The sequence below is a fragment of the Xanthomonas fragariae genome (genome assembly GCF_017603965.1).
Taxonomy (GTDB): Bacteria; Pseudomonadota; Gammaproteobacteria; order Xanthomonadales; family Xanthomonadaceae; genus Xanthomonas; species Xanthomonas fragariae_A.
In genome coordinates this window covers 2,119,169-2,146,055 of record NZ_CP071955.1, presented here as the reverse complement: position 1 = coordinate 2,146,055, position 26,887 = coordinate 2,119,169, and the positions used below count along the sequence as shown (strand labels likewise).

The window sequence follows — 26,887 nt, the reverse complement described above, 5'->3', positions numbered from 1 at the left end:
TCAGAACTCGGCGCTGCCTGGTGCGCGCGGATACGGGATGGCATCGCGGATGTTGCTCAGCCCGCACACGTACACCACCAAACGCTCGAACCCTAAGCCGAAGCCGGCATGCGGCACCGAGCCGTAGCGGCGGAAATCGCGGTACCAGCTGTAATGATGCTTATCCAGGCCGAACTGCGCCATACGTGCGTCGAGCACATCCAGGCGCTCTTCGCGCTGGCTGCCGCCGATGATCTCGCCGATACCCGGCGCCAGCACGTCCATCGCCGCGACGGTCTTGCCGTCGTCGTTCAGGCGCATGTAGAACGCCTTGATGTGCTCGGGATAGTTGGTCACCACCACCGGGCGACCGATGCGTTCTTCGGTCAACCAGCGCTCGTGTTCGGTCTGCAGGTCCAGACCCCATTCGACCGGGAAGTCGAATTTTCTGCCGGAGTTCTGCAGCAGCTCCACTGCCTCGGTGTAATCGATCTGCTCGAACGGCGCATTGATGAAGGCTTCCAGCTTGGTGATCGCGTTCTTGTCTACGCGCTCGGCCAAGAAGGCCAGATCGTCGCCGCGCTCTTCGAGCACAGCGCGAAACAGATACTTGAGAAATTGCTCGGCCAGGCGCGCGTCTTCGGCCAGATCGGCGAAGGCGATTTCCGGTTCGATCATCCAGAACTCGGCCAGATGGCGCGTGGTGTTGCTGTTCTCGGCGCGGAAAGTCGGGCCGAACGTGTAGACCTTGCTCAACGCCAGGCAGTACGCCTCCACATTGAGCTGGCCGGACACGGTCAGGAAGGTTTCCTTGCCGAAGAAGTCGCGGCTGAAATCCACCGCACCGCTGGCATCGCGCGGCAGGTTGACCATGTCCAGCGTTGAGACGCGGAACATCTGCCCTGCGCCTTCGGCATCGGAGGCGGTGATGATCGGGGTGCTGATCCAGTTGAAGCCGTTCTGATGGAAGAAGCGGTGCACCGCCTGCGCCAGACAGTTGCGGATGCGGGTCACTGCGCCGAACAGATTGGTGCGCGGGCGCAGATGCGCCACTTCGCGCAGGAATTCCGGCGACATGGGCTTGGGCTGGATCGGGTAGGTCAGCGGATCTTCGACCCAACCGACCACCTCGACACCGCTGGCCTGGATCTCGAACGACTGCCCCTTGCCCTGCGACTTCACCAGCACACCCTTGGCGATCAGCGAGCAGCCGCTGGTCAGGCGCTTGATTTCATCGAAATTGGGCAGGGTGTCGTTGGCCACCACCTGGATCGGAGCGAAGCACGAGCCGTCGGTCACGTTGATGAAGGCCAGTCCGGCAGATCCGCGCAGCGTGCGCACCCACCCCCGTACCGTGACTTCGCCGCCTTCCGGGAGCTTCCCCGTAAGCGCATGTTCAACGCTGACCACCGTCATGACTTGTCCTCGCCGTAGCGATCTTGAATGGCCTGCGAGTTTACTGGGTGTGGCCGCGCTGGCGCGAGCGTCTGAACAGCTTGCTGCCGTGCCGTTTGCTGCCGTGCCGTGCCGTGCTTGTCTGGCGCGACGCGTGCCCCCATCTGCCGAGAATGCCGATGCTGCCGTTTCGGCCTCGCTATACTTCTCGCCATTGTTTTGGAGTATCTCCATGGCCATCAGCCTTACCCCCGCCGCGCTGGAGCGTGTGCAACGTTTCGTGCAACAGACCCCGGGCGCGCTGGGCCTGCGCTTTGGCGTGACCAAGACCGGTTGCTCCGGCTGGGGCCACATCACCGATCTGGCACGCGATCAGCGCGACGACGACGCGGTGTTCGAGCAGGCCGGGGTGCGCATTTTCGTCGACCCCACCAGCCTGCCGCTGGTGGATGGCACTTGCATCGACTTCGGCAAGCATGGCCTTAGCGAGACCTTCACCTTCAGCAATCCCAATGCCACCGCCGAGTGCGGATGTGGGGAGAGCTTCACCACCGAGGCCGACAAGGCGTAAAGGATGACAGAGGCTGGGACATCCGGCCTTGAATGGAGCTGGCGCTTGCGGCATTGCGGGACTCCTCCCGCTGCCGCCCGGTTGCCGGCGGATTTGGGCGCGTTCGAGCACTGCCTTGCTGCCATGCCATGCTTTGTCTGTTGGCCGCAGTCGGGTTGAAGATGCGTCTGCCTGGAGCCAGTTGCAGCTAACTAGCTGAACTGCCATACTTTCCGGCTTCCTGCCCGGTTCCGGGTGGGGCCCTTGCTCCACCGTTCCGCTTTGCGCGGGGTACCGGGGAGCTGTCCGGCCCACGTGGCCACATCCAAAAGGTAAAAACAACATGAGTCGTCATTACGAAATCGTGTTCCTGGTCCACCCGGATCAGAGCGAGCAGGTCCCGGCCATGATCGAGCGCTACAAGTCGCTGATCGAGGGCGGTAACGGCAGCATCCACCGCCTGGAAGATTGGGGCCGTCGTCAGCTGGCCTACCCGATCCAGAATCTGGTGAAGGCGCACTACGTGCTGCTCAACATCGAAGTCGACCAGGCCGTGCTGGGCGAGCTGGTTGAAAGCTTCCGTTTCAACGATGCGGTGCTGCGCCACCTGGTCGTCAAGCGCGATGGCCCGGACACAGAGCAGTCGCTGATCATGAAGAGCAAGGACGAGAAGGGCGACAAGCCCGAGCGTAGCGAGCGTCGTCGTCGTGACGACGAAGAAGGCGATGCTGCACCTGCCGCCGATACAGATACCGACGGCGACACCGCCGAAGCCGCTTAAGGAGCGCTGTCATGTCCAAGTTCTTCCGTCGTCGCAAGTTCTGCAAGTTCACCGCCGAGGGCGTCAAGGAGATCGATTACAAGGATCTCAACACCCTGCGTCAGTACCTCACCGAGAACGGCAAGATCGTGCCGAGCCGCGTGACCGGTACCAAGTCCAAGTACCAGCGTCAGCTGGCAACGGCCGTCAAGCGCGCGCGTTTCCTGGCGCTGATTCCGTATACGGACAATCACGACGTCTAAGTAATTGCGCGCATGAATCCGCCAGTTGTGCGGGTTCTTCTCGCAAAGCCCGCACATCCATGTGCGGGTTATCAAACTGATAGAAGCTGCTGATTCGGGGATGCGGTGTTGATCGTTGCTTTTTACGATTATCGATTTCCAATCCCGATTTCCGGCTTCACCTATTCGGACAGCAAGCGTTGCGCCAGCGAAGTGCCGGCGCTAACGAATAACGGAGCACCACCATGGATCTGATTCTTCTGCAGAAAGTGACCAACCTGGGCAACCTGGGCGACAAGGTCAGCGTCAAGCCGGGCTACGGCCGCAATTTCCTCGTGCCGCAGGGCAAGGCCGTTCCGGCCACCTCTGCCAATGTCGAGGCGTTCGAAACCAAGCGTGCCGAGTACGAAGCCAAGGCCAACACCATCCTGGCCGATGCACAGAGCCGCGCCGGCAAGTTCGAAGGCGCCAGCGTCACAATCGGTGCGCATGCGTCGGCCGAAGGCAAGCTGTACGGCTCGGTTGGTCCGCGCGACATTGCCGAGGCGTTCACCGCCGCCGGCCTGCCGCTGGAAAAGAGCGAAGTGATCCTGGGCGAAGGCGCATTCCGCAATGTCGGCGAGTACGACGTTGTGCTGCACCTGCACGCCGATGTGGAAACCATGGTCAAGGTCATCGTCGAATCCGACGCCTGATCCACGCCGCATGCACTACCCGAAGGGCGCCTTGTTAGGCGCCCTTCGCCTTTGCGTCGGGCGCCGCCAGTGATGGCAGGCCCGTTATACTTGTGTTCCATTACCGGTGCCACGGTCCAGAGATCTTTCCGATCAATGGGTTAGATCCCGGCTTCACAGGAAAACGCGCCTGCCGGCTTTGTCCGCGCGGTGCCCGGAACCCTCCAGTCCCATGCGCTTGTCCACGATCAAATTGTCCGGTTTCAAGTCGTTCGTCGACCCGACTACCTTGCACCTGCCCACCAACATGACCGGCATCGTCGGTCCCAATGGATGCGGCAAGTCCAACATCATCGATGCGGTGCGCTGGGTGATGGGCGAAAGCTCGGCCAGCCGCCTGCGCGGCGACTCGCTGACCGACGTGATCTTCTCCGGCTCCTCGGCGCGCAAGCCGGTGTCGCAGGCCACGGTGGAGCTGGTCTTCGACAATTCCGATCACACCATTACCGGCGAGTTCGCCTCGTTCAACGAGATCTCGGTCAAGCGTTTGGTCAGCCGCGACGGCACTAGCGCGTACTACCTCAACGCTACCAAATGCCGGCGTCGCGACATCACCGACCTGTTCCTGGGCACGGGCTTGGGCCCACGCAGCTACTCGATCATCGAGCAGGGCATGATCAGCCAGATCATCGAAGCGCGTCCGGAAGATTTGCGCGTGTATCTGGAAGAGGCCGCCGGCATTTCCAAGTACAAAGAACGCCGCAAGGAAACCGAAACGCGCATCCGCCATACTCGCGAAAACCTCGATCGTCTGGGCGATCTGCGCGAAGAAATCACCAAGCAGTTGGCGCATCTGCAGCGCCAGGCACGGCAGGCCGAGCAGTATCAGGCCTTGCAGGAAGAACGCCGGATCAAGGACGCCGAGTGGAAGGCGCTGGAATACCGCGGCCTGGATGGCCGACTGCAGGGCCTGCGCGAAAAATTGAATCAGGAAGAGACCCGCCTGCAGCAGTTGATCGCCGAACAGCGCGATGCCGAAGCGCGTATCGAAACCGGCCGCGCGCGCCGTGAGGAAGCGGCCGAAGCGGTGGCCAAGGCGCAGGCCGATGTCTATGAAGTCGGTGGTGCGTTGGCGCGCATTGAACAGCAGATCCAGCATCAGCGCGAGCTCTCGCATCGCCTGCACAAGGCGCGCGATGAAGCGCAGAGCCAGCTGCAGGAACTGACCCAGCACATCAGCGGCGACTCGGCCAGATTGGCGGTGTTACGCGAAGCGGTCGATGCTGCCGAACCGCAACTGGAACACCTGCGCGAAGACCACGAATTCCGCCAGGAAGCGCTGCGCGAAGCCGAAGCGCGTCTGGCCGATTGGCAGCAGCGCTGGGAAACTCATAATCGCGACGCCGGCGAAGCTTCGCGTGCCGGCGAAGTGGAGCGCACGCGTGTCGATTATCTGGACCGCCAATCGTTGGAAGCCGAGCGCCGCCGCGAGGCGCTGGTCAACGAGCGCGCTGGGCTGGATCTAGATGCGCTGGCCGAAGCGTTCGAGCAGATCCAGCTACGCCATGAAACGCAAACGACCTCGCTGGATGGACTGACCGAGCAGGTCCAAGCGCGTAAGCACGCGCTCAGTGGCCTGCAGGAACAACAGCGGGCAAGCCAGGGCGAACTGGCCGAAGTGCGCAAGCAGGCGCAGGCCGCGCGCGGTCGGTTGTCGTCGCTTGAAACGTTGCAGCAGGCCGCGCTTGGCCAGGAGCAGGGCGCGGCAGTGGCATGGCTGAAATCGCGCGGGCTGGATTCGGCAGCGCGCGTCGGCGAGCGCATTACGGTCGAAAGCGGTTGGGAAAACGCCGTCGAAGGTGCGTTGGGGCAGTTGATCGAAGGCGTGCTGGTCGATGCGCCGGAGCAACTGGTCGATGCATTGGGGGAATTGGGCGACGGGCGCATTGCGTTGGTGTCCAATGCCGCCGATAACGCGACCTTCGCGGCGACGTCGCTTGCGGCCAAGGTGCAGGGGCCGATCGCGATCCGCCGCTTGCTCGCGCGTTTGCACGCGGCCGAGAATCTGGACGCCGCGCGCGCACTGCAGCGCAGCCTGTCCGAGGGCGATTCGATCATCACCCGCAGTGGCGAACGGCTGGGCCAGGGCTGGCTACGCGTATCGCGTTCCGGCGCCGCCAAGCAAGGCGCCTTGCTGCGCGAGCGCGAGATTCAGGAGCTGCGCACGCAGATCGAAACCCTGCAGGAGCGCGAAGCCGAGCTCGAGCACCAGCTCGCCGGCTTCCGCGAGCAACTGCTGGCTGCCGAACAGCAGCGCGAAGATGCGCAGCGTCAGCTTTATATGGCGCACCGCAGCGTGTCTGAACTGGCTGGTCAGTTGCACAGCCAGCAAGGCAAGGTCGATGCGGCGCGCACGCGTATCGAGCGCATCGAAAACGAGTTGTCGCAGTTGCTGGAAACGCTGGACACCAGCCGCGAGCAGGCACGTGAAGCGCGCGCCAAACTCGAAGACGCGCTCACCCTGATGGGCGACCTGCAAGGCACCCGCGAAGCGCTGGAAAACGAGCGCCGTCAGCTCACCGATGCGCGTGATCGGGCCCGCGATGCCGCGCGTGGCGTGCGCGATGCGATGCATGCACTGGCGCTCACGTTGGAATCGCAGCGTACCCAGATCACCTCGCTCAGCCAGACGCTGGAGCGCATGGACAGCCAGCGCGGCCAGCTCGACACGCGTCTGGAAGACCTGGTCGCCCAACTCAGCGACGGCGATTCGCCGGTGGAAACGCTGGAGCACGAACACCAGGCCGCATTGAGCGAACGCGTGCGCACCGAGCGTGCGCTTGGCCAAGCGCGCACCATGCTCGACAGCATCGACAGCGAATTGCGCAGCTTCGAACAAACGCGTCAGCAGCGCGACGAACAAGCGCTGGCGCAGCGCGAGCGCATCTCGCAGCGCAAGCTCGATCAGCAGGCCTTGGTGCTCAGCGCCGAGCAGTTGTCGGCAACGGTGGCGAAAGCCGGCTTCGTGCTGGAGGACGTGGTCAACGGCTTGCCCGATGCGGCCGATGCGGCCGAATGGGAAGCGGCGGTCGGCCAGATCGATGGGCGCATGCGCCGATTGGAGCCGGTCAACCTGGCGGCGATCCAAGAGTACGGCGAAGCGGCGCAGCGCTCGGAATATCTCGATGCGCAAAACCTCGATCTCAACACTGCACTGGAGACTCTGGAAGAGGCGATCCGCAAGATCGACCGCGAAACCCGCGGCCGTTTCAAGGACACCTTCGATCGCGTCAATTCCGGCGTGCAGGCGCTTTATCCGCGTCTGTTCGGAGGGGGGCATGCGTATCTGGAACTCACCGGCGAAGACCTGCTCGACACCGGCGTAACCATCATGGCGCGCCCGCCCGGCAAGCGCGTGTCCAGCATTTCGCTGCTGTCCGGTGGAGAGAAGGCGATGACCGCGGTGGCGCTGGTGTTTGCGATCTTCCAGCTCAACCCGGCGCCGTTCTGCCTGCTCGACGAGGTGGACGCACCGCTGGACGAAGCCAATGTCGGCCGCCTGGCCAATATGGTGCGCGAAATGAGCGAGAAGGTGCAGTTCCTCTTCGTCAGCCACAACAAGGCGACGATGGAGGCCGCGCGTCAGCTCTCCGGCGTAACCATGCGCGAGCCGGGCGTCAGTCGCCTGGTCAGTGTGGACCTGGAAGAAGCCGCACGTTTGGCGGGTGCGGCATGACGTGCCATGCTTGTCGGAATATCGACACCTGTCACTCTTATGCGGAGGCACGCTGAATGTCCGACATGGCCATGATCCGGATCGGGATCCTGATCGCCGGGCTGCTGCTGGTCGCGGCCATCTTCCTGTTCGGTCGCCCGAAAAAAACGCCGCAAGGGCGCCGGGTCGACAAGGACGACGGGCAACCGCGCGAACGCCGTGAGCCGGTGATTTCCGGCGACATCAACATGGACGGCGAGCTGTTCGAGCGCACTGAAAGAGCCGAGCAGAACGAGCTCGACCTGGATGATCCCGATGCCGTCGGCGGTAACGATGTCGGCAAGCGTCCGAACCAGGACTTCGACAAGATCGTGTCGTTGTTCGTGGCTGCCAAGGCAGGCCAAGTCTTGCGCGGCGAAGATGTGGTGGTCGCTGCCGAGAAGACCGGGCTCGTCTTCGGCCATATGAATGTGTTTCATCGATTGGTCGAAGGACATCCTGAGCGCGGGCCGATCTTCAGCATGGCCAGCATCCTCAAGCCCGGCAGTTTCGACATGGCCAACATCCGCGAGATGCAGACCCCGGCGATCGCGTTTTTCCTCACGCTGCCGGCGCCAATGACTGCACTGGATGCCTGGGAAAAAATGCTGCCCACCGTGCAACGCATGGCCGAACTGCTCGACGGTGTGGTGCTGGACGACAGCCGCAATGCGTTGGGTCGCCAACGCGTTGCGCATATCCGCGACGAACTACGCGCCTACGATCGCCAACACCAGGCGCCGCCGCTGACCAAGTCTCCGCGTTGGTGAGTTGAAGGATGTTGAGCCTGCAGGGCGTGTTGGCGGTGGCGTTGTTGTTGGTGCTGTGGGCGATCTTGGCGATGCCGTTGTTGTGGATCTTTTCGCTGATCGCCGCGCGCCTGCGCAAACGCCCGCGTCGTTCGCCCTGGCTTGAGGGCGGCTTTGCCGCTGTCATCACGGTGCTGGTCGCGCCGGTGCCAACGCCCTTCATCAGCGTGTTCCTGCCGCATGCCATCGCACTGTTCGACCGCCGCTACTACACGCACATCCTGCAAGGCCCGCCGATGCTGCGCGAGCTGCTGCTATGGAACGCCGGCTCGATGGCACTGACCTTCGTCATCAGCTATCTGTGGATCCGGCGCACGCTGCGCGCTCCCAAGAGCGAGGCGTTGGATCAGTAGGAATCCAACACCACTCTTCTCACGGGGCGAGAAGGCACAGCTTGCGCGCCACTGGCGCGCGTGCCTGCAGAGCCCGCGCTACTAGCCCTGGCCGGGGCGCGGGGGTTGGGTGAGGGTACGGGGCGAAGCCCGCTTGCAGTCGAACAACGCCAAGCTTCGCCCGTACCCTCATCCGCCCCTGCGGGGCACCTTCTCCCGAGGGGGGAGAAGGGGTCAGGCTGCTCCAGCACCGCGCTGGCCGGCGTATTGGCCAGCAGCCACTCGATGTCGGCGCGCGGGGTGATGGCGCCGCTGGCATTGCCGGGATTGCACAGGTAGATCAGGCCGGCGGTCGGGTCGGCCTTGGCTGTCGCCTCGCCGTCGTGCGCGCCATCGGCTCGCAACGCGACCTTGCGCACCGGTACGCTAAGCGCGGTTGCGCTTTCGATGAGCGGATCGAAGCTCGGGTCGGCCACCACCAGGCCGGCGCGTGCCGAGGTGAACAGGCGCCTGCACGATGCAATGCGTCCCTGGAACCAGGAAAGAACGACAGATGGTCACCGGGCAGTTGCAACTCGCCGGTCATCAGATTGCGCAGATCCTGCTCCATCTCGGTTAGATAGCGGCCCGAGCGGGTTCTGGTTGAGGGTGAGATACACCGCACCGGCGGCCGCCGCCACGCTGAGGGTTGCCGCCGCTGCCGAACGCTTGCGGGCCGCCTCGGCCGCGGGTGCCAGCCCCAGTGCGGAAACTGCAGCGCCAGAGCTGGCAAGGCTGAGTAACGAACGGCGCGAGACGGGCAACGACACGGGTGGGCTCCGGATGGGCAGGGTAAAGGAGGGCGCTACGCTAGCCAGTTTGCGTCGGTCTGCCTATCGGGAAATCCCCGTGGGGCTTGCTGTCGACTTCAGATCAGATTTGGGGAAGTGAACCGCCCCGGGATTTCGGGAGGCTCCAACTCTTGAGAAGATGGGGCGATGAGCAAGACGAAATATTCACCGGAAGTGCGAGAGCGCGCGGTTCGGCTGGTGCGGGAGCATCAGGGCGAGTACGGCTCGCAGTGGGCGGCGATCGAATCGATTGCCGGGAAGATTGGCTGTTCGTCGCAGACGCTGTGCAACTGGGTGCGTCAGGCCGAGCGTGATGCCGGCAAGCGTCAGGGGCTGACGACGGACGAGCGGACGCGGATGAAAGCGCTGGAACGCGAAGTGCGCGAGCTGAGGCAAGCCAACGAGATCCTGCGCAAGGCCAGCGCGTATTTTGCCCAGGCGGAGCTCGACCGCCGCTTCAAGCCCTGACCACGTTCGTGACCGAACATTGCGATGTTCACGGGGTCGAGCCAATCTGCAAGGTGCTGCAGGTTGCCCCGTCGACGTATTACCGCCACGCGCAGCGGGAAGCGGACGCGAACTTGCGCCCGAACCGCTGGTGGAAGGACCAGGCGCTGCGCCCGCAGATCCGGCGGGTATGGGAGCAGAACCGACAGGTGTACGGCGTGCGCAAGGTCTGGCGGCAGCTCAAGCGCGAGGGCTATGCGGTGGCCCGCTGCACGGTGGAGCGACTGATGGGCGCACTTGGCCTGCGCGGCGTGGTACGCGGGAAGGTGGTCAAGACCACGATCAGCGACAAGCGGCCGTGCCCGCTGGACAAGGTGAACCGACAGTTCCATGCGCCGTCGCCGAACCGACTGTGGGTCAGCGACTTCACGTATGTCTCGACCTGGGCCGGGTTCGTGTACGTGGCCTTCGTGATCGACGTGTACGCACGGCGGATCGTGGGCTGGAAGGTGTCGCAGACGGCGCACACGGACTTCGTGCTGGACGCGCTGGAGCAGGCGCTGCATGCGCGTCGTCCAACCGAAGGCGGCCTGATCCACCACTCCGACCGCGGCGTGCAGTATGTGTCGATCCGCTACACCGAGCGGCTGGCCGACGCCGGGATCGAGCCGTCGGTGGGCAGCGTGGGCGATAGCTATGACAACGCGTTGGCCGAGACGATCAACGGGTTGTACAAGGCCGAGGTGATCCACCGGCGCGCGTGGCGCAACCGCCAGGATGTGGAACTGGCCACGCTGGATTGGGTGGACTGGTACAACCACAAACGCTTGCTGGGGTCGATCGGGAACATTCCGCCAGCGGAAGCCGAAGAGGCTTACTATCGACAACAGGCCGGTTACGCCAAAGCGGCGTGACTCAAACCAAACAGCCTCCCGAAATCCCGGGGCGGTTCAAAGAGCCACGGAATGCATATCGAGTGTTGATGCCGGCCTTACAATGGGCTGCCCTAAAGCTAGCTCTGCAATCGTATGACTGTCATTCAGGATCCTGCGCAGCGCATTGATGTACTGCGTCGTCGTATCGAGGACGCTAACTACCGCTATCACGTGCTAGACGAGCCGCAGATTCCGGACGCCGACTATGACCGACTCTTACGTGAGTTGGATGAGTTGGAAGCTCAGTACCCAAATCTTTTAACGCCTGATTCACCCACACAACGGGTGGGTGCTCCTGTGTCTTCGCTTCTAGCGGTCAAGCATCATTCCCCAATGTTGTCGTTAGGGAATGCTTTCACTGAAAATGAAGTGGTCGACTTCGATAGGAGGATTAGGGAGAGGCTATCCCAATCAGATGTCGATTCAATTCAGTATTCTGCAGAACTTAAGTTTGATGGGCTAGCAATTAGTTTAACTTACATTGATGGTATTTTGCGTCGCGCAGTTACGCGTGGAGACGGTATGTTTGGAGAGGACGTCACTCACTCAGTCCGAACTGCAGGCGGCATTCCTCCGAGGCTACGTGGAAAAATTCCAGACTCTGGCGTCATAGAGGTGAGGGGGGAGGTGTACATGCCTCGCGCGAGCTTTGATCGCTATAACGAGCAGGCTCTACTAAACAACGCGAAGACCCTTGCAAATCCGCGCAATGCTGCAGCGGGTGCGGTCCGGCAACTCGATCCTAAAGAGTCTAAAAAAAGAGGACTAAAATTCTTCGCCTATGGAGGAGTTGATATCGAAAGACTGACATTGACTGGAACTCAATCCGATGTACTTCAGCTGCTCAGGGACTTTGGGTTTCCTGTTGCGAAGGAGACTTCGGTAGTGTTGGGTGCAGCAGGATGTCTTGATTTTTATAAAAAAATTCAAGATAAGCGTGATTCCCTGCCCTACGATATTGACGGTGTCGTATACAAGGTCGATCGCTCTGACTGGCGAGAAATTTTGGGTTTTGTCGCGCGCGCACCGCGCTGGGCGATCGCGCATAAATTTCCGGCGCAGGAACAATCCACTACGGTCGAAGCGATCGAGATCCAGATCGGCCGCACCGGTGCGGCAACGCCGGTGGCGCGGCTGAAGCCGGTGCATGTGGCCGGGGTGATCGTCACCAACGCTACGCTGCACAATGCCGACCAGATCGCGCGGCTGGATGTGCGCGTGGGCGATACGGTGATCGTGCGGCGTGCCGGCGATGTGATTCCGGAAGTGGCCGGCGTGGTCGCCTATCAGCGGCCGCCCGGCACGCAGTCATGGCAGATGCCCACGCAATGTCCGGTGTGCGGTTCGCAGATCGTGCGCGAGGAAGGGCAGGCGGTATGGCGCTGCTCCGGCGAGCTGACCTGCCCGGCGCAGCGCAAGGAAGCATTCCGGCATTTCGTCTCGCGCCGTGCGATGGATGTGGATGGCCTGGGCGAAAAATTCATCGAAGTGCTGGTCGATAGCGGCGTGGTGCAGGGCGTTGCCGATCTGTATTTGCTCACTGTCGATCAGCTGCTGCAATTGCGCCTGATCAGCAACGCCGAGAGCCCGCATGCGTTTCTGCGCGAAGCGCGCGAGCATCTGGCAACCGGTGCGTATGCGCAGCTGGAAACCACCGTGGTCAGTATCGGGGTGGATCTGGCCGACGAGCGTGAGATGCCGCCTGCCTGGCAGGCCGATCTGCTGCGCGCCGGCCTGCCGAGGTTCGACTGGAACCGCAAGAGGATCGCTACAAAGTGGGCCGAAAACCTGATCCAAGCGATCGAACAGTCGCGCGACACAACGCTCGAACGCTTTCTGTTTGCGCTGGGCATCGAGCATGTGGGCGAGAGCACGGCCAAGGCGCTCTCGGTCTGGTTCGGCGATCTGGAACTGATCCGCCATCTGCCGTGGCCGCTGTTCAAGCGCGTGCCGGATATCGGTGGCGAAGTGGCGCGCTCGCTCGGGCATTTCCTCGATCAGCCCGGCAATCAGCAGGCCATCGATGATCTGTTGCAGCGTGGCGTGCGCATCGGCGATGCGCATCCGCCATCGCCCAGGCTGCGCGACGCGCTAAGTTTTGCCAGCGTGCTGGAAGACATGGAGATCCCCAAGGTGACGCCAGTACGTGCGCAGCAGTTGGCCGCCGCGGTGGCCTCATTCGATGCTCTGCGCGGCGCGGGGTCCGATGCGTTGTTGCAGGCCGGCATTCCAACGCCGGTGGTGGACTCGCTGCTGCACTGGCTGGAGCGCCCGGAAAATGCCGCATTGGCCAGTGCTGCGCAACACGCAATGGAGACGGTGCTGTCGCGTCTGCCAGAAGCCGATGCGGAGCAGACCGGCCCGCTCGATGGACAAACGGTGGTCATCACCGGCACCTTGGCTGCGTTGACGCGTGACGCTGCCAAGCAGCGACTGGAAGCGTTGGGCGCCAAAGTCGCCGGCAGCGTCTCGAAGAAAACCGCGTTTCTAGTGGCTGGCGAAGAGGCCGGCTCCAAGCTCGACAAGGCGCAGTCGCTGGGCGTGGAGCTCTGGGACGAAGCGGGCTTGCTGGCGTTCCTTGGCAAACACGGCCAACAGCCATGAGAGTGGCGCAGATCGATCTGGCCGCATTGCAGTTGCGCGCGCGGCTCAACGCTGCGATCCGTGATTTCTTCACCGAACGCGGCGTGCTGGAAGTGGAAACGCCGGTGCTCTCGGAGGCTGCCAACACCGAACCGAATATCGAAAGTTTCAGCACACGTTTTACCGGCCACGTGGATGCCGGCGCATCGCTGCGCTGGTTGCGGACCTCGCCGGAATACCCGCTCAAACGCCTGCTCGCCGCTGGCGTGGGCGATTGCTATGAGTTGGGGCGGGTGTTCCGCAACGGCGAAGCCGGCGGCCGCCACAATCCCGAGTTCAGCATGCTCGAGTGGTATCGGGTGGGTTGGGACGATCGTGCGTTGGCGCAGGAAACCATCGCGTTGGTGCGTCAGGCGCTTACATTGGTTGGGCGCCAAGCACAGGTGCAGGTACTGACGTATCGCGAACTGTTCGTGCAGCAACTGGGCATCGACCCATTGCGCGACCCGATAGAAACGCTACGCGCAGCGCTACACGATATCGCCATCGATCCGCAGGGGCTGACCCGCGACGATTGGCTGGATCTGCTGATGACCCATCGCATCCAGCCGGGCTTTGCCAGCGACACGTTGACGGTGGTGCACGACTGGCCGGCCAGCCAATGCGCGTTGGCGCGTATCCGCCACGACGATCCGCCGGTGGCCGAACGCTTCGAGCTGTATCTGGGTGCCTATGAGGTGGCCAACGGCTACCACGAATTGAACGATGCGCAGGAGCAGCGGGCACGTTTTGTCCACGACAACGCGATGCGTGAACAGCGCCGATTGCCGCAGCTGCCGCCCGATGAGCGCCTGCTCGCGGTGTTGTCGCAGTTGCCCGACTGCGCCGGTGTGGCGGTGGGCGTGGATCGGCTGTTGATGGCCTTGCGCGGCAGCGCACAGATTGCCGACGTGTTGGCATTCGAGTTCGCTCGCGCCTAGCGCGGGGGCCGCTTATCGAGTATCGCGTTCGATTCGATGCCGTATCGCACACTGCGGGTGCAACCCCGTTGTCATCGGCGCTGTATTGCTTTCTTCACATCGATGGTGCTCTCATCGTCGCGTCAACGGGGGCGCGACGTACATCGGTTCTGGTGAGGATTGTCGGCATGAAGTGGCTGATCAGCTTATGCGGTTTGTGGTGCTTGCCGCTGCTGATGCTCGCCGATGCGCGTGCCTCCGAGCGCGCCGCCGGCGTGGTGCGTTGCCAGTCCAGGGACATGGCGCGCGTGCACTGTGCGATGGACACCGCGCACGGCGTGCAACTGGTGCGTCAGCTGTCCGAAACCAGCTGTATCCGCGGCAGCGAGTGGGATGTGGAACGCGATGGCGTGTGGGTCCAACAGGGCTGCCGCGCAGAATTCGCATCGGCCAGTGTGCCGGCTGCACCGCAAATGCGCCGCGTGGTGCGTTGCGATTCCAATGGCGGCAAGGTGGCGTGCCCGGTGGTGCTGCGTGGCCTGCCGGTGCGTCTGTTGCGTCAGCATTCGTTGTGGCCATGCAAGGAAGGCCGTACATGGGGCACCCGCCGTAACGAGATCTGGGTGTCGCGCGGTTGCGAGGGCGAATTCGAGGTCGGTGCCGAAGACGGCTCCGGCTTTGTGGCGGTGCCGCGTATGGTCACCTGCGAATCCAAGAAGAGCTCACGCCGCACCTGCGGCATATCGGTAGAGCGCGGTGTGCGTGTTGGTCGGCAAATGTCCAGAACGCCATGCGTTGAAGGCCAGACCTGGGGCTGGAGCCGCGACGGGGTGTGGGTCGACGACGGTTGCCGTGCCGAGTTCATCGTCGACTAAGAGCGGCCAACAAGACGACCGCCCTCATCGCCAGGCGGGCGCGGCCGGTGCGCGGAGTCGGCATGCACCCTTCGTGCACTCCGGTTCTGAGCGCGCCGTCCACACTCACCCGACGACTGCTCGCTCGTTTTGTTAGCCGCTCTGAATATCGTCGACGCACTGACGATTAACGCATTGGTACATGGGGAAGGCGGGTTGAGCAGTGCATACCACTGCCTGCCTGCCTGCCTGCGCTGCGCAAGCGCCTTACAATGGCCGGATGAACGACAGCGTCCACATCGATTACGCCCGCTACGACCATATTCGCCCACTGCTGTGGACCGGCGACGCCCTGGAATTGCTCGACCAACGCAAGCTGCCCTTCGTAGTGGAGCATGTGCACTGCCAGAGCAGCGACGCGGTAGCCGAGGCCATCCATTCGTTGGTCGTGCGCGGCGCGCCGGCGATCGGCATTGCGGCCGGGTGGGGTGTGGTGCTGGCGGCGCGCGACATCGACGCCAGCGACGGCAATGCAGCCTTGCAGAAGCTCGAGCCGGCGTTGCTGCGGCTCAATGCCGCGCGTCCGACCGCAGTCAATCTGGCTTGGGCGCTGATGCGCATGCGTCGTGTGCTAGGGGCAGCCGGTGCCGATTGGCGCGAGGTCATCGCACGCCAGGCGCACGCCATCGCGGACGAAGATCTGGCCGCCAATCGCCGTATGGGCGCGCTCGGTGCCGATCTGATCGCGCCGGGCAGCGGCGTGCTGACCCATTGCAATACCGGCTCGCTGGCCACCGCCGGCTTCGGCACCGCGCTAGGCGTCATCCGCGCCGGCATGGCGCAGCAGCGCATCGCCAAGGTATTTGCCGGCGAAACCCGCCCGTGGTTGCAGGGCGCGCGGCTGACTGTGTGGGAGCTGCAGCAGGACGGCATCGACGCCACCCTGATCGCAGATTCGGCCGCTTCGCACCTGATGAAAACCGGTGCGGTGCAGTGGGTGATCGTCGGCGCCGACCGCATCTGCGCCAATGGCGATACCGCCAACAAGATCGGCACCTACCAGCTGGCGATCGCTGCGCGTCACCATGGCGTCAAGTTCATGGTGGTGGCGCCGTCGTCGACGGTGGACATGGCAACAGCCAGCGGCGACCAGATCGAGATCGAACAGCGCGATCCGGGCGAATTGTTCGGCGTCGGCGGGGTCAGAACGGTCGCCGACGGCATCCACGCCTGGAACCCGGTGTTCGACGTCGCCCCCGGCAGTTTGATCGATGCGATCGTTACCGAACGTGGCGTGATCGAGCAGCCGAACCTAACGCGGATGCAGGCTGCCTTCGGCGCCTGAGCCCTGCGTGGCGCAGGCGCGCCGTCAACGCCGCTCAAACGCCCTGCAAGTGCTTGTTTCTGGATGGTAAACCGGAGCCATTGGGTTGCCTTGCCGTGGTACGATACGGCACTTGAATCGATCGGCGGGAGCGTGGGGTCGGCAGCCTGTCACAGGGCGCCCCCGACGCGGCTTTCCGGCTTGTCCGCCACCTCACTTACGGAACCCGAATGGCAGAAACCGCCAAGGAAATCATCCAGGTCAATCTGGAAGACGAGATGCGCAAGAGCTATCTCGATTACGCGATGAGCGTGATCGTTGGCCGCGCACTCCCCGATGCCCGTGATGGCCTCAAGCCGGTGCATCGCCGCGTACTGTTCGCGATGCACGAGTTGGGCGCCCACAGCAACAAGGCCTACTTCAAGTCGGCGCGTATCGTCGGCGACGTCATCGGTAAATACCATCCGCACGGCGACCAGTCGGTGTACGACACGCTGGTGCGCATGGCGCAGCCGTTCTCTCTGCGCTACATGATGGTCGATGGCCAGGGTAACTTCGGTTCGGTCGACGGTGACTCCGCCGCGGCGATGCGTTACACCGAGTCGCGCATGTCGCGGTTGGCGCATGAGCTGATGGCCGACATCGACAAGGAGACCGTCGATTTCCAGCCCAATTACGATGAGAAGGAACTGGAACCGACGGTCATGCCGACCCGGTTCCCGAGCCTGTTGGTCAACGGGTCGGCCGGTATTGCGGTGGGTATGGCCACCAATATTCCGCCGCACAATCTGACCGAAGCGATCAACGCATGCATCGCGTTGATCGACACGCCAGAGTTGGATGTCGAAGGCTTGATGGAGTACATCCCCGGCCCGGATTTCCCCACCGCCGGCATCGTCAATGGTACTGCCGGCATCGCTGCCGGTTACCGCACCGGCCGTGGTCGGGTGCGCATCCGTGCCAAGGCCGATGTGGAAGTGGCCGACAACGGTCGCGAGGCGATCGTTGTTACCGAGATCCCGTATCAGGTCAACAAGGCGCGGCTGATCGAAAAGATCGCCGAGCTGGTGAAGGAAAAGAAGCTCGAAGGCATCAGTGAGCTGCGCGATGAGTCCGACAAGGACGGTATGCGCATCTACATTGAAATCAAGCGGGGCGAGTCTGCCGAGGTTGTGCTCAACAACCTGTATCAGCAGACCCAGATGGAGTCGGTGTTCGGCATCAATATGGTGGCGCTGATCGATGGCCGCCCGCAGTTGATGAACCTCAAGCAGATGCTGGAGGCGTTCATCCGCCATCGGCGCGAGGTGGTCACCCGTCGCACCATTTACGAGTTGCGCAAGGCGCGTGCGCGTGCGCATGTGTTGGAAGGTTTGACCGTCGCGCTGGCCAACATCGACGAGATGATCGAGTTGATCAAGACCTCTTCCAACCCGCAGGAAGCCCGCGAGCGCATGCTGGCCAAGACCTGGGAACCGGGTCTTGTCGGTGCGCTGTTGGGTGCGGCCGGTGCCGAAGCGTCCAAGCCGGAAGATCTGCCGCCGGGTGTGGGCCTGATCAATGGTTTCTATCAGCTCAGTGAAGTGCAGGCCTTGCAGATCCTGGAAATGCGCCTGCATCGCCTCACCGGGTTGGAACAGGAAAAGCTGACCGACGAATACAAGCAATTACTCGGGGTTATCGAAGGACTGATCCGCATCCTGGAAAACCCCGACGTGCTGCTGCGGGTGATCCGCGATGAGTTGATCAATATCCGCGAAGAGTATGGCGATGCGCGTCGCACCGAAATTCGTCACAGCGAAGAAGATCTGGATATTCTCGATCTGATCGCGCCGGAAGACGTTGTGGTGACGCTCTCGCACGCCGGTTATGCCAAGCGTCAGCCGGTGAGTGCGTATCGCGCGCAGCGCCGTGGTGGCCGTGGCCGTTCTGCCGCAGCGACTAAGGAAGAAGATTTCATCGATCAGCTGTGGTTGGTCAACACGCATGACACGCTGTTGACCTTCACCAGCAGTGGCAAGGTGTTCTGGCTGCCGGTGCATCAGTTGCCGGAGGCCGGCTCCAACGCGCGCGGTCGCCCCATCGTCAACTGGATTCCGCTGGAATCGGGCGAGCGTGTGCAGGCCGTGCTGCCGGTGCGCGAATATGCCGACAACCGCTATGTGTTCTTTGCCACGCGCAACGGCACGGTCAAGAAGACCCCGCTGAGCGAATTCGCATTCCGTCTGGCACGTGGCAAGATCGCCATCCACCTCGATCAGGGCGATGCGTTGGTGGGTGTGGCGTTGACCGACGGCGATCGCGACGTGTTGTTGTTCGCCTCCAACGGCAAGACCGTGCGCTTTGGCGAATCTACCGTGCGTTCGATGGGCCGCACCGCCACCGGCGTGCGCGGCATTCGTCTGACCAAGGGCGAGGAGGTGGTCAGCCTGATCGTTTCCGAGCGTGCTGGCGGGGTCGAAGAAGAGATCGAAGCCGACGATGTCGATGACGTGGTCGAAACCACCGATGGCGCTGAAGCTGCGGTGATCGAGGTCGCTGATGACGGCAACGTGGCCTACATCTTGACCGCCACCGAGAACGGCTACGGCAAGCGCACCCCGCTGACCGAGTACCCGCGCAAGGGGCGTGGCACGCAGGGCGTGATCGGCATCCAGACCACCGAGCGCAACGGCAAGTTGGTGCGTGCGGTGCTGCTGGGCGCTACCGACGAAGTGTTGTTGATTTCCGACGGCGGCACGCTGGTGCGTACGCGCGGTTCGGAGATCTCGCGCGTGGGTCGTAATACGCAGGGCGTCACGCTGATCCGCTTGTCCAAGGGCGAAAAGTTGCAGGCAGTGGAACGCTTGGATGCATCGCTGGACGAAGTGGAAGATGTGGCAGCTGTTGCAAGCGACACGCCGCCTACAGACGCCTGACTGCTGGAGTCAGGCGCAGCGATCAAAGCAAACGCCGGCGTACTGGCGGCGTTTTTTATGGTGACTGGCAATTTCCGTTCATACGTATAGGCCGCCCCGCCGCCAAAGACAGACATGTCTCGGTGCGACAAGCGGGGCGGGATCGTCTTTAGCGTACCCGAGACGCAGGCGAGGACGCCGTCATCCGTGCGCTGTCAGCGCAGGCAATCCAGATCTTGAATAGGATTTTTAGGGGCGGTTGCTTATACAATTTGTTATTTGTATCGTGTAATTTTATCGAATTGTGTGAGGTGCCTATCAAATTAGCTGATTGGAGTGAAATAGCATGGCCTCGCTGGTTTTACAACCAGTTGCTTGGCCGCCGGTTAAAATTTTGTTTAGTGGTCAAATTTATAATGGAGGATCAAGATGAAGTCATTCTTGCTCGTTTCTTTATTAACAATAGGGGCTCTTGTAGCGTCGCAGTTGCACGCCGAAGATGCGGGGGATCCAGTCGTGAGTGCCATCGTAAAGCAAGTCGCTGGTAATGAACGTCTTTCTCTGCAAATGGCTCCTCTAAAGACAAGGCGCGCTTTGTCTTTATACATCCAGTCTATGCCCCAGGAGATCTCTGCGTTCAGTGGTATTTCGCCAAATCTAAGAGATGAGTTTGTTAATAGCTTGAAATTCAATGAGAGAGGTTTAACGGAGTTCGATCCATCACCTCTGAGAAGGCTTTCTCCGACACAGGTCTATAGCATTCTGGCTCTATTTGGGCTAGAAGGGGGCGCTTATAAAATTAAAGCGATACCTCATACGGATTTGGACAGGCATCTGAATGCGGTGCCCCTTATGGAAAATGGTGGATTTCTGGAAGGATATCGCTGTGAAGGACGTGGAACATGTGGCGAAAGCCAGCGGTCGGCGTGTACTCCAAACTGCTAGGCTTTAATGAATCTGGAGCGGTGGTTTCCATCGCTCCCTTTCAATTCGGTCAATAATGAAATTCTTCCTCATTCTAAGTGGATTCATCATTTCCTGTATCGCCCCTGAGGGGTACGCCTTGCCTATCATCGATGCTTCTCGCAAAGTGGAGCAGCTGGCAGGCGTTGTGCAAAAACTGCCTCCAAGTATTCAGCATCAGATGCTTGTCGAGTCTTATAGAGAACTCTACCCAGAGAAGGCGGATGTGCATGATTTACAAAGGACGAGGGAGCGCTTCGATGCTGCTGTCACCAGTGCTTTCTATTCGAAGGATCAGGCAATCTCCCTGGAGGTTGCCAGTCTTTATGATTTACTTGACGACCGGCATGTGGCCACTGAGCGTGACCTGCACGATGTCATTGGGGTGTTGGTCAAGTCAAGGCAGTTGAAGATAGCAAACGACTTCGCGAAGTCGCACGGGCTTCAGGCGACAATTCCACCTAGTTTGGATAGGCGAGGTCCTGTAACGGATGCGCCAGCGACCATGAAACATGTCGGCCATTCGCTGATGATCGAGTCCGTCGATCAAGGGTTGCTGGATTCGGGTGTAGTCGTCATTGCTTCTCCTTTATGCCATTTCACGCGTGCTGCCGGCGACGCTATTATTCACGATTCCAATTTGAGTGGCGATTTGAAGGGGAGTCTTTGGATTGTCCCGCCTGAGACGAGTCTTCATCTGGAAGAAATTGATGAGTGGAATTCGAAGCATGCCGAGCAGCAGATGGCAATGGCATATAACTGGCTCGCGTGGCGTCAGATAACGGATTGGTCGACTCCAGGTTTTTACTTTTTCCGCGACAAAAAATTAGTTGCCGAGGTTCACGGATGGCCAACTAATGGAAGTAAAAAGAAAGAGTTGATCGATGCGGTGAAAAAGTGGAAAAGTGCAGGCGGAAAATGGCGCAACCAGGGCGTCTAGGCACAGGTAGAGACTACATGTCACATTCCGGGCGTTGATGGTGTCGCGCGCCAAGGCCGACAAGCTGGGCTGGGCGCTGCGCGATGAAGCGCTTGGACAGCTCACCCAACGTTCGCCGCAACCTCATCGTCCTGCACCGCATCGCGCACATCCTGCGCCAGTGTCGCCTTGACGATGATCGAGCGGATGGCATCGGTTGCCTCGGACAGTGGCACGTCGTTGCTCAGACGTTGGAACGTGTCGCGGCTGTTGTAGCCGGAGCCATCCTTCAAATAGTGGTCGTACATCGACAGCAGATCCTGGCATGCGGTGATCAACGCGGCGATATTGTTGCCGGTCAAGGCATGGCCGATGTGGTCGAAGCTGTGCAGACAATCCGCCAGCCAATGCAGGTCGTAGCGGGCGGTGCTCGGCTCGGGCGCATTGTGGCCGCGGCTGTAAGCACTGTAGCGGCGTAGGCTGCGCGCCACGCGTGCTACGTGTGCGAACAGTGTTCCGATCTCGTTGGCGATGTCCAACCGCTGCACCATCACCACCGGAATCACTGGGTTGGCAGCGGCGGTCTGCTGCTCCGACGCCTTCTGCTCTTGTTGTTCCAGCAACTGCTTGAGATCGGCATAGCGACGCTGTACCGCCTCCAGTTCAAGTGCGCTGGCGGCCGCGCGCGCCTTCAACTGCGACAATGCAGCCTGGTAACGGGCAAGCCTATCCTGTGTGCTTGCGTGCTGGTTGTACTCGGCATGCAGCTGACGGCCAAGCATAAAAGCCATCGCCGATGCGATCGTCGCCCACAACGCAAAGGCCGGCACTAAGTAGATCAGGATGCCCATGTATGCTCCTCCAAGCGTTACATACGTTTTCGACCTGCCAGCGGCGTTCTTGAGGATGATTGTCCAGCAGTCTGGCGCTTGACCTTACGGTGCAGGGCAGGCAATCCGATGTCGGGCATACGCAGGCGCCTCCGCGATATGAGCAGGCGTACCGGTCTCGAGCCTCCTGTGGCCGTGCACCCGTTCAGGGCGGCGGGTTCGCCACCTGCTCCGGCCTTTACCACAGTCGATGCGGGGTGGCGGGAGGCGTCGTTTGTTCGGGCATGGGCCGTTGCCGTAGCAACACACGGGTGCCCAACCGGCGTAGTAGCGTGTTTCCGGGGGCCGCTTCAACTCCGTATCGCACCACCAACGGTTGTGAAGTGGTCTAGGCGACCCGACCTGAGCGACTTCACCGCCAAGTGGAGTCGCTCAGGTCGTCCAGCCGTCTGGACCTGTCAGAACGAGACCGTCTGCATGGCGAATTGGAGTTGAATCCGCCCTGAAAATTTTTAATCGGTGGTTTGGCCGGATCACCATGAAGTGCTGGGATGTCGATTGCGCGATAGGGCCTCTATAACAGGCATCGGCTCGCCAAGAATTCCAGGCAAGTCCAAGCCCTTCTCCTTAGCGCACTCGGTGGCGATCTCATAGCTGGCATCGGCATGCCGCATCACGCCGGTGGCCGGGTCGTTCCAGAGCACGCGTTCGAGGCGCTTGTCGGCGGCGTCGCTGCCGTCGCAGACGATGGCCATGCCGGCATGTTGCGAAAAGCCCATGCCGACGCCACCGCCGTGATGCAGCGACACCCAGGTGGCGCCGCTTGCGGTGTTGAGCAGTGCGTTGAGCAGTGGCCAGTCGGAGACGGCATCGGAGCCGTCGGCCATCGATTCGGTTTCGCGATTGGGCGAGGCCACGCTGCCCGAATCCAGATGATCGCGACCGATCACCACCGGCGCTTTCAACTCGCCGCTGCGTACCATCGCGTTGAATGCCAGGCCGAGCCGGTGCCGGTCGCCCAGACCGACCCAGCAGATACGTGCGGGCAGCCCCTGGAATGCGATCTTTTCGGCCGCCATGTCGAGCCAGCGGTGCAAATGCGCATCGTCTGGGATCAGCTCCTTGACCTTGGCATCGGTCTTGGCGATGTCGGCCGGATCGCCACTGAGCGCGACCCAGCGGAACGGTCCGATGCCGCGACAAAACAACGGACGGATGTAGGCCGGCACAAAGCCGGGAAAGTCGAATGCGTTATCGATGCCGGCTTCCAATGCCATCTGGCGCAGATTATTGCCGTAGTCCACGGTGGGTACGCCGAGCGCGTGGAAGCCGAGCATGCTTTGGATGTGCCTGGTCATCGATGCGCGTGCAGCGTGTTCGACGTCCTTCGGCGCGCTGACACGCTTCTGGTCCCACTGCGCAACGCTCCAACCCTGTGGCAAGTAGCCGTTGATCGGGTCGTGTGCGGAGGTCTGGTCGGTCAGCAAATCCGGTTTGATGCCGCGCTTGAGCAGCTCTTCGAGCACGTCGGCGACGTTGCCGAGCAGGCCGATCGAGCGCGGCGTTTTGTTCGCGCAGGATTCTTCGATCAAGCGCAGCGATTCGTCCAGCGAATCGGTCCAGGTGTCCAGGTAACCGGTGCGCAGGCGCATGTCTATGCTGGAACGGCGGCATTCCACCGCCAGGCATGAGGCGCCAGCCATCACTGCGGCCAGCGGTTGCGCCCCGCCCATGCCCCCGAGGCCGCCGGTGAACAACCAACGCCCCGACAGATCGCCGCGGTAATGTTGGCGCCCCATTTCCACGAACGTTTCGTAAGTGCCTTGCACGATGCCTTGGGCGCCGATGTAAATCCAACTGCCGGCGGTCATCTGGCCGTACATCGCCAGACCCTTTCGATCGAGTTCGTTGAAGTGGTCCCAGGTGGCCCAGCGCGGAACCAGATTGGAATTGGCGATCAGCACGCGTGGCGCATCGGTGTGGGTGCGAAACACGCCAACCGGCTTGCCGGACTGCACCAGCAAGGTCTGGTCGTCATCTAGACGCGTGAGCGTGGCGACGATCGCATCGAAGGACTCCCAATCGCGCGCGGCGCGGCCGATGCCGCCGTAGACCACCAGTTCCTGCGGGCGCTCGGCCACGTCCGGGTCGAGGTTGTTCATCAGCATGCGCAGCGGCGCTTCGGTGAGCCAGCTCTTGGCGGTGAGCATGGTGCCGGTGGCGGCGCGGATGACGCGGGTTGCATCGTGACGGGTCATGCCGGGTTCCTTGCAATCAACGGGTCGCCGCGCGCTGCGTGGTGGTGGGTGAGTGATCTGTTGCGTTAGCGAATTGCAGGCAGGCCAGCAGCACGTGACGCAGCACCGCGCGCAACGCTGCGGCATGCGCGGGCTGCCACGGCGTTGGCCAGTTCTCTGGCGTGATGGTGTCCGGCTCCTGCATGTAACCGCGGCAGGCGAGCTCCATCTGCAGGGTGTGCACGCCGTGCTCGGGCTGCGCGTAGTGGCGGGTGATCCAGCCGCCCTTGAAGCGCCCGTTGCGCACCGTGCTGGCCCCGCTGCTGCGGCACAGCTTCTCCACCGCATCGACTAAGGCCGGGTCGCAACTGCGGTCGTCGTTGCTGCCGATGTTGAACTGCGGCAGCTCGCCATCGAACAGATGCGGGATGAACGAGCGGATCGAATGCGCGTCGTAGACCACGACCTGCGCGTGCTGCTTGCGCAAGCGCGCAATTTCCTCGGCAAGCGCAGCGTGATACGGGTCGAACCAGCGCGTGCGGCGCAACTCGATCTGCGCCTGATCCGGTGCGGCGCCATTGGCGTACAACGGCTGATTGTCGAAGGTGGTCAGCGGGCACAGGCCGGTGGTGTTCTGGCCCGGATAAAGCGATGCGCCACTGGGGTCGCGGTTGACGTCGATCACCGAGCGCGAAATTGCGGTGCGCAGCGTGGTGGCGCCCAGCGACTGCGCGAAATCGTAGAGCTGATGCACCCACCAATCGGCATCGCGACGCGCCAGCCATGGCGATACGAATCGATCGGCAACCTCTTCCGGCAGTTCGGTGCCGGTATGCGGGAAATTGATGATCAGCGGCGCATTGCCGCGGTGCAGTTCAAGCCAGTCGGGCAGGGGGCTCATCGCTGTGCTCCTGTCGCCAGTGCAGTAAATGTGCCGCGCTGCTCGCACGCGTGCATGCGCACTCCGTGATTGGCGTGCACTGCGCTGCCATTGCGTACGGCAATGCTGCGCAACGTCGCGTACTTGAACGTCGCGCTGCCAAGCTCAGTACATTGGTCGCAGCCTGCCGACTCATGCCTCCTGCTCCATACCCGGTAATGCAATCGCCACCGCCTGCGCCAGCGCACCCGAACGCACCACTGCACTGGCGGCCAATATGTCCGGATGGAAATAGCGGTCGTCCTGCAGCGTCGGCACCTGCGCACGCAACAGTGTGCGTGCGGCTTCCAGCGCGGTGCTGGAGCGTAGCGGCGCGTGGAAATCACAGCCTTGCACTGCAGCGAGCAGTTCGATGCCGATGACGTGCGCGGCGTTTTCGGCCATTGCCAGTAAGCGTCGCGCGCCGTGCGCAGCCATCGATACGTGATCTTCCTGATTGGCCGAGGTCGGAATCGAATCGACACTGGCCGGGTACGCGCGCTGTTTGTTCTCCGATACCAAGGCCGCGGCGGTGACCTGCGCGATCATGAAGCCGGAGTTCAAGCCCGGACGTGGCGTAAGAAACGCCGGCAGGCCCGACAACGCGGGATCGACCAGCATCGCAGTGCGGCGTTCGCTGATCGAGCCGATTTCGCAGACCGCCATCGCCAACATGTCGGCCGCCATTGCCACCGGTTCGGCGTGGAAGTTGCCGCCAGACAACGCCTCGCCGGTATCGCTGAACACCAAGGGATTATCGGACACGCCATTGGCTTCGATCTCCAGGGTACGTGCTGCCTGACGCATGATATCCAGCGCGGCGCCCATCACCTGCGGCTGGCAGCGCAGACAGTACGGATCCTGCACGCGCACATCGCCGAGCCGATGCGATTCGCGGATCGCCGAATCGGCCATCAAGGCACGCAACGCCGTAGCGGTAGCGATCTGCCCCGGTTGTCCGCGTAGTGCATGGATACGTGCATCGAACGGTGTATCCGAGCCCTTGGCCGCCTCCACCGACAACGCGCCGGTGACCAGTGCCGCCTGCAAGACGGTTTCGATCTCGAACAAGCCGGCCAATGCGCAGGCGGTGGAGAACTGGGTGCCGTTGAGCAGCGCCAAGCCTTCTTTTGCTCGGAGCACGCGCGGCTGCAGCTGCGCCTGTGCGAGCGCGTCGGCAGCCGGCAAACGTTGCCCGCCGACGAGCGCTTCGCCAACACCGATCATTACCGCGGCCAGATGCGACAGTGGCGCCAGATCGCCGGACGCGCCGACCGATCCCTGGCAGGGCACCACCGGCGTGATGCCAAGGCGCAGCATCGCGTCCAATAACGCCAGTGTGTCCGGCTGCACACCCGATGCACCTTGCGCCAGGCTGGTGAGCTTGAGCGCCATCATCAAGCGCACCACCGGCACCGCTATGGGCTCACCAACGCCGGCCGCATGCGAGAGCACGATATTGCGCTGCAGGGTTTGCAGATCTTCGCGCTCGATGCGCACGCCGGCCAACTTGCCGAAGCCGGTATTGACGCCGTAGACCGGCTCGCCACGTGCGACGATCGCTTCCACCGTCTGCGCACTGCGCAGTACGGCGGCCGCGCAAGCGTCGTCGAGTGCGACGGCGCCGCCGCGATAGAGTGCACGCCACTGCGCCAGAGTGACCTGGCCGGGCTGCAATACAACAGAAACAGGCAT

At 62.1% G+C, this 26,887-nt stretch carries 20 protein-coding genes, 1 other RNA gene, 1 pseudogene and 1 other annotated feature; of the genes and pseudogenes, 16 read left to right on the top strand and 6 right to left on the bottom strand.

What is annotated here, in order from left to right:
- Positions 1–1,395: an asparagine--tRNA ligase gene (gene asnS, locus J5I97_RS10060; protein WP_208586311.1), complete on the bottom strand. Its 1,395-nt coding sequence runs from the start codon at positions 1,393–1,395 to the stop codon at positions 1–3.
- Positions 1,396–1,606: 211 nt separating this feature from the next.
- Here asnS and J5I97_RS10055 point away from each other — a divergent pair, with 211 nt between their 5' ends.
- The 7 genes from J5I97_RS10055 (at position 1,607) to J5I97_RS10025 (ending at position 8,516) form a co-directional block, all read left to right on the top strand.
- Positions 1,607–1,945 carry a HesB/IscA family protein gene (locus J5I97_RS10055; protein ID WP_208586309.1) on the top strand — a complete coding sequence of 113 codons (339 nt, stop codon included), beginning with the start codon at positions 1,607–1,609 and terminating at the stop codon, positions 1,943–1,945.
- Positions 1,946–2,267: 322 nt separating this feature from the next.
- Positions 2,268–2,705, top strand: coding sequence for a 30S ribosomal protein S6 (gene rpsF / locus J5I97_RS10050; protein ID WP_208586307.1), 438 nt, complete (start codon positions 2,268–2,270; stop codon positions 2,703–2,705).
- 11 nt (positions 2,706–2,716) lie between these two features.
- Entirely contained in the window at positions 2,717–2,947 is a 231-nt protein-coding gene (gene rpsR, locus J5I97_RS10045; protein WP_002804494.1) for a 30S ribosomal protein S18, read from the top strand.
- A gap of 224 nt (positions 2,948–3,171) precedes the next feature.
- Complete coding sequence (gene rplI, locus J5I97_RS10040; protein WP_208586305.1) at positions 3,172–3,621, top strand: 50S ribosomal protein L9; 450 nt, start codon at positions 3,172–3,174, stop codon at positions 3,619–3,621.
- Between the two features lie 211 nt (positions 3,622–3,832).
- Positions 3,833–7,336, top strand: a complete 3,504-nt coding sequence (smc, locus tag J5I97_RS10035; RefSeq protein ID WP_208586303.1) for a chromosome segregation protein SMC — start codon at positions 3,833–3,835, stop codon at positions 7,334–7,336.
- A gap of 56 nt (positions 7,337–7,392) precedes the next feature.
- Positions 7,393–8,124, top strand: a complete 732-nt coding sequence (zipA, locus tag J5I97_RS10030; RefSeq protein ID WP_208586301.1) for a cell division protein ZipA — start codon at positions 7,393–7,395, stop codon at positions 8,122–8,124.
- An 8-nt stretch (positions 8,125–8,132) separates the two neighbouring features.
- Positions 8,133–8,516, top strand: a complete 384-nt coding sequence (locus J5I97_RS10025; protein WP_208586299.1) for a hypothetical protein — start codon at positions 8,133–8,135, stop codon at positions 8,514–8,516.
- A 224-nt stretch (positions 8,517–8,740) separates the two neighbouring features.
- On the opposite strand, the pseudogene J5I97_RS10020 reads toward J5I97_RS10025, so the two are convergent.
- A pseudogene (locus tag J5I97_RS10020) lies at positions 8,741–9,304 on the bottom strand (aminotransferase class I/II-fold pyridoxal phosphate-dependent enzyme); the annotation flags it as partial.
- A 168-nt stretch (positions 9,305–9,472) separates the two neighbouring features.
- Between J5I97_RS10020 and J5I97_RS10015 the strand changes: the two are divergent.
- The 9 genes from J5I97_RS10015 to J5I97_RS09975 all read left to right on the top strand — a co-directional run bounded on the left by J5I97_RS10015 (position 9,473) and on the right by J5I97_RS09975 (position 21,227).
- A protein-coding gene (locus tag J5I97_RS10015) for an IS3 family transposase (RefSeq protein WP_208586298.1) occupies positions 9,473–10,686 on the top strand; the annotation gives its coding sequence in 2 pieces (ribosomal slippage) (positions 9,473–9,755 and positions 9,755–10,686; 1,215 coding nt in all).
- Positions 9,748–9,864, top strand: a sequence feature (AL1L pseudoknot). It overlaps the preceding gene by 117 nt.
- Before the next feature lie 114 nt (positions 10,687–10,800).
- Positions 10,801–13,311 carry an NAD-dependent DNA ligase LigA gene (gene ligA, locus J5I97_RS10010; RefSeq protein WP_208586296.1) on the top strand — a complete coding sequence of 837 codons (2,511 nt, stop codon included), beginning with the start codon at positions 10,801–10,803 and terminating at the stop codon, positions 13,309–13,311.
- Positions 13,308–14,270 (top strand): EF-P lysine aminoacylase EpmA, encoded by a 963-nt coding sequence (gene epmA, locus J5I97_RS10005; RefSeq protein ID WP_208586294.1) that lies wholly within the window; start codon positions 13,308–13,310, stop codon positions 14,268–14,270. Before ligA ends, epmA begins: the two co-directional genes overlap by 4 nt.
- Before the next feature lie 167 nt (positions 14,271–14,437).
- Positions 14,438–15,124: a DUF3011 domain-containing protein gene (locus J5I97_RS10000; RefSeq protein ID WP_208586292.1), complete on the top strand. Its 687-nt coding sequence runs from the start codon at positions 14,438–14,440 to the stop codon at positions 15,122–15,124.
- A 62-nt stretch (positions 15,125–15,186) separates the two neighbouring features.
- Positions 15,187–15,262, top strand: a non-coding RNA gene (locus J5I97_RS09995) — sX9 sRNA.
- A 121-nt stretch (positions 15,263–15,383) separates the two neighbouring features.
- Complete coding sequence (mtnA, locus tag J5I97_RS09990; protein WP_208586290.1) at positions 15,384–16,448, top strand: S-methyl-5-thioribose-1-phosphate isomerase; 1,065 nt, start codon at positions 15,384–15,386, stop codon at positions 16,446–16,448.
- A 209-nt stretch (positions 16,449–16,657) separates the two neighbouring features.
- A complete protein-coding gene (gene gyrA, locus J5I97_RS09985) occupies positions 16,658–19,345 on the top strand; it encodes a DNA gyrase subunit A (RefSeq protein WP_208586288.1) in 2,688 nt (895 codons plus the stop codon).
- A gap of 408 nt (positions 19,346–19,753) precedes the next feature.
- Positions 19,754–20,269 carry a hypothetical protein gene (locus tag J5I97_RS09980; protein WP_208586286.1) on the top strand — a complete coding sequence of 172 codons (516 nt, stop codon included), beginning with the start codon at positions 19,754–19,756 and terminating at the stop codon, positions 20,267–20,269.
- Between the two features lie 55 nt (positions 20,270–20,324).
- Positions 20,325–21,227, top strand: coding sequence for a hypothetical protein (locus J5I97_RS09975; RefSeq protein WP_208586284.1), 903 nt, complete (start codon positions 20,325–20,327; stop codon positions 21,225–21,227).
- 101 nt (positions 21,228–21,328) lie between these two features.
- Here J5I97_RS09975 and J5I97_RS09970 read toward each other — a convergent pair whose 3' ends face one another.
- From J5I97_RS09970 to hutH, 4 genes are all read right to left on the bottom strand, one after another.
- Complete coding sequence (locus J5I97_RS09970; RefSeq protein WP_208586282.1) at positions 21,329–22,057, bottom strand: hypothetical protein; 729 nt, start codon at positions 22,055–22,057, stop codon at positions 21,329–21,331.
- Between the two features lie 512 nt (positions 22,058–22,569).
- On the bottom strand, positions 22,570–24,294 hold the full coding sequence (gene hutU / locus J5I97_RS09965) for a urocanate hydratase (RefSeq protein ID WP_208586281.1): 1,725 nt from the start codon (positions 24,292–24,294) through the stop codon (positions 22,570–22,572).
- A 16-nt stretch (positions 24,295–24,310) separates the two neighbouring features.
- Entirely contained in the window at positions 24,311–25,174 is an 864-nt protein-coding gene (gene hutG / locus J5I97_RS09960) for an N-formylglutamate deformylase (protein WP_208586279.1), read from the bottom strand.
- A gap of 171 nt (positions 25,175–25,345) precedes the next feature.
- Positions 25,346–26,887 (bottom strand): histidine ammonia-lyase, encoded by a 1,542-nt coding sequence (gene hutH, locus J5I97_RS09955; protein ID WP_208586278.1) that lies wholly within the window; start codon positions 26,885–26,887, stop codon positions 25,346–25,348.

Excerpts from the sequence above, each read along its gene's own strand:
- asnS (WP_208586311.1), bottom strand. The coding sequence starts at position 1,395 with ATGACGGTGGTCAGCGTTGAACATGCGCTTACGGGGAAGCTCCCGGAA.
- J5I97_RS10055 (WP_208586309.1), top strand. The coding sequence starts at position 1,607 with ATGGCCATCAGCCTTACCCCCGCCGCGCTGGAGCGTGTGCAACGTTTC.
- rpsF (WP_208586307.1), top strand. The coding sequence starts at position 2,268 with ATGAGTCGTCATTACGAAATCGTGTTCCTGGTCCACCCGGATCAGAGC.
- rpsR (WP_002804494.1), top strand. The coding sequence starts at position 2,717 with ATGTCCAAGTTCTTCCGTCGTCGCAAGTTCTGCAAGTTCACCGCCGAG.
- rplI (WP_208586305.1), top strand. The coding sequence starts at position 3,172 with ATGGATCTGATTCTTCTGCAGAAAGTGACCAACCTGGGCAACCTGGGC.
- smc (WP_208586303.1), top strand. The coding sequence starts at position 3,833 with ATGCGCTTGTCCACGATCAAATTGTCCGGTTTCAAGTCGTTCGTCGAC.
- zipA (WP_208586301.1), top strand. The coding sequence starts at position 7,393 with ATGTCCGACATGGCCATGATCCGGATCGGGATCCTGATCGCCGGGCTG.
- J5I97_RS10025 (WP_208586299.1), top strand. The coding sequence starts at position 8,133 with ATGTTGAGCCTGCAGGGCGTGTTGGCGGTGGCGTTGTTGTTGGTGCTG.
- ligA (WP_208586296.1), top strand. The coding sequence starts at position 10,801 with ATGACTGTCATTCAGGATCCTGCGCAGCGCATTGATGTACTGCGTCGT.
- epmA (WP_208586294.1), top strand. The coding sequence starts at position 13,308 with ATGAGAGTGGCGCAGATCGATCTGGCCGCATTGCAGTTGCGCGCGCGG.
- J5I97_RS10000 (WP_208586292.1), top strand. The coding sequence starts at position 14,438 with ATGAAGTGGCTGATCAGCTTATGCGGTTTGTGGTGCTTGCCGCTGCTG.
- mtnA (WP_208586290.1), top strand. The coding sequence starts at position 15,384 with ATGAACGACAGCGTCCACATCGATTACGCCCGCTACGACCATATTCGC.
- gyrA (WP_208586288.1), top strand. The coding sequence starts at position 16,658 with ATGGCAGAAACCGCCAAGGAAATCATCCAGGTCAATCTGGAAGACGAG.
- J5I97_RS09980 (WP_208586286.1), top strand. The coding sequence starts at position 19,754 with ATGAAGTCATTCTTGCTCGTTTCTTTATTAACAATAGGGGCTCTTGTA.
- J5I97_RS09975 (WP_208586284.1), top strand. The coding sequence starts at position 20,325 with ATGAAATTCTTCCTCATTCTAAGTGGATTCATCATTTCCTGTATCGCC.
- J5I97_RS09970 (WP_208586282.1), bottom strand. The coding sequence starts at position 22,057 with ATGGGCATCCTGATCTACTTAGTGCCGGCCTTTGCGTTGTGGGCGACG.
- hutU (WP_208586281.1), bottom strand. The coding sequence starts at position 24,294 with ATGACCCGTCACGATGCAACCCGCGTCATCCGCGCCGCCACCGGCACC.
- hutG (WP_208586279.1), bottom strand. The coding sequence starts at position 25,174 with ATGAGCCCCCTGCCCGACTGGCTTGAACTGCACCGCGGCAATGCGCCG.
- hutH (WP_208586278.1), bottom strand. The coding sequence starts at position 26,887 with ATGCCTGTTTCTGTTGTATTGCAGCCCGGCCAGGTCACTCTGGCGCAG.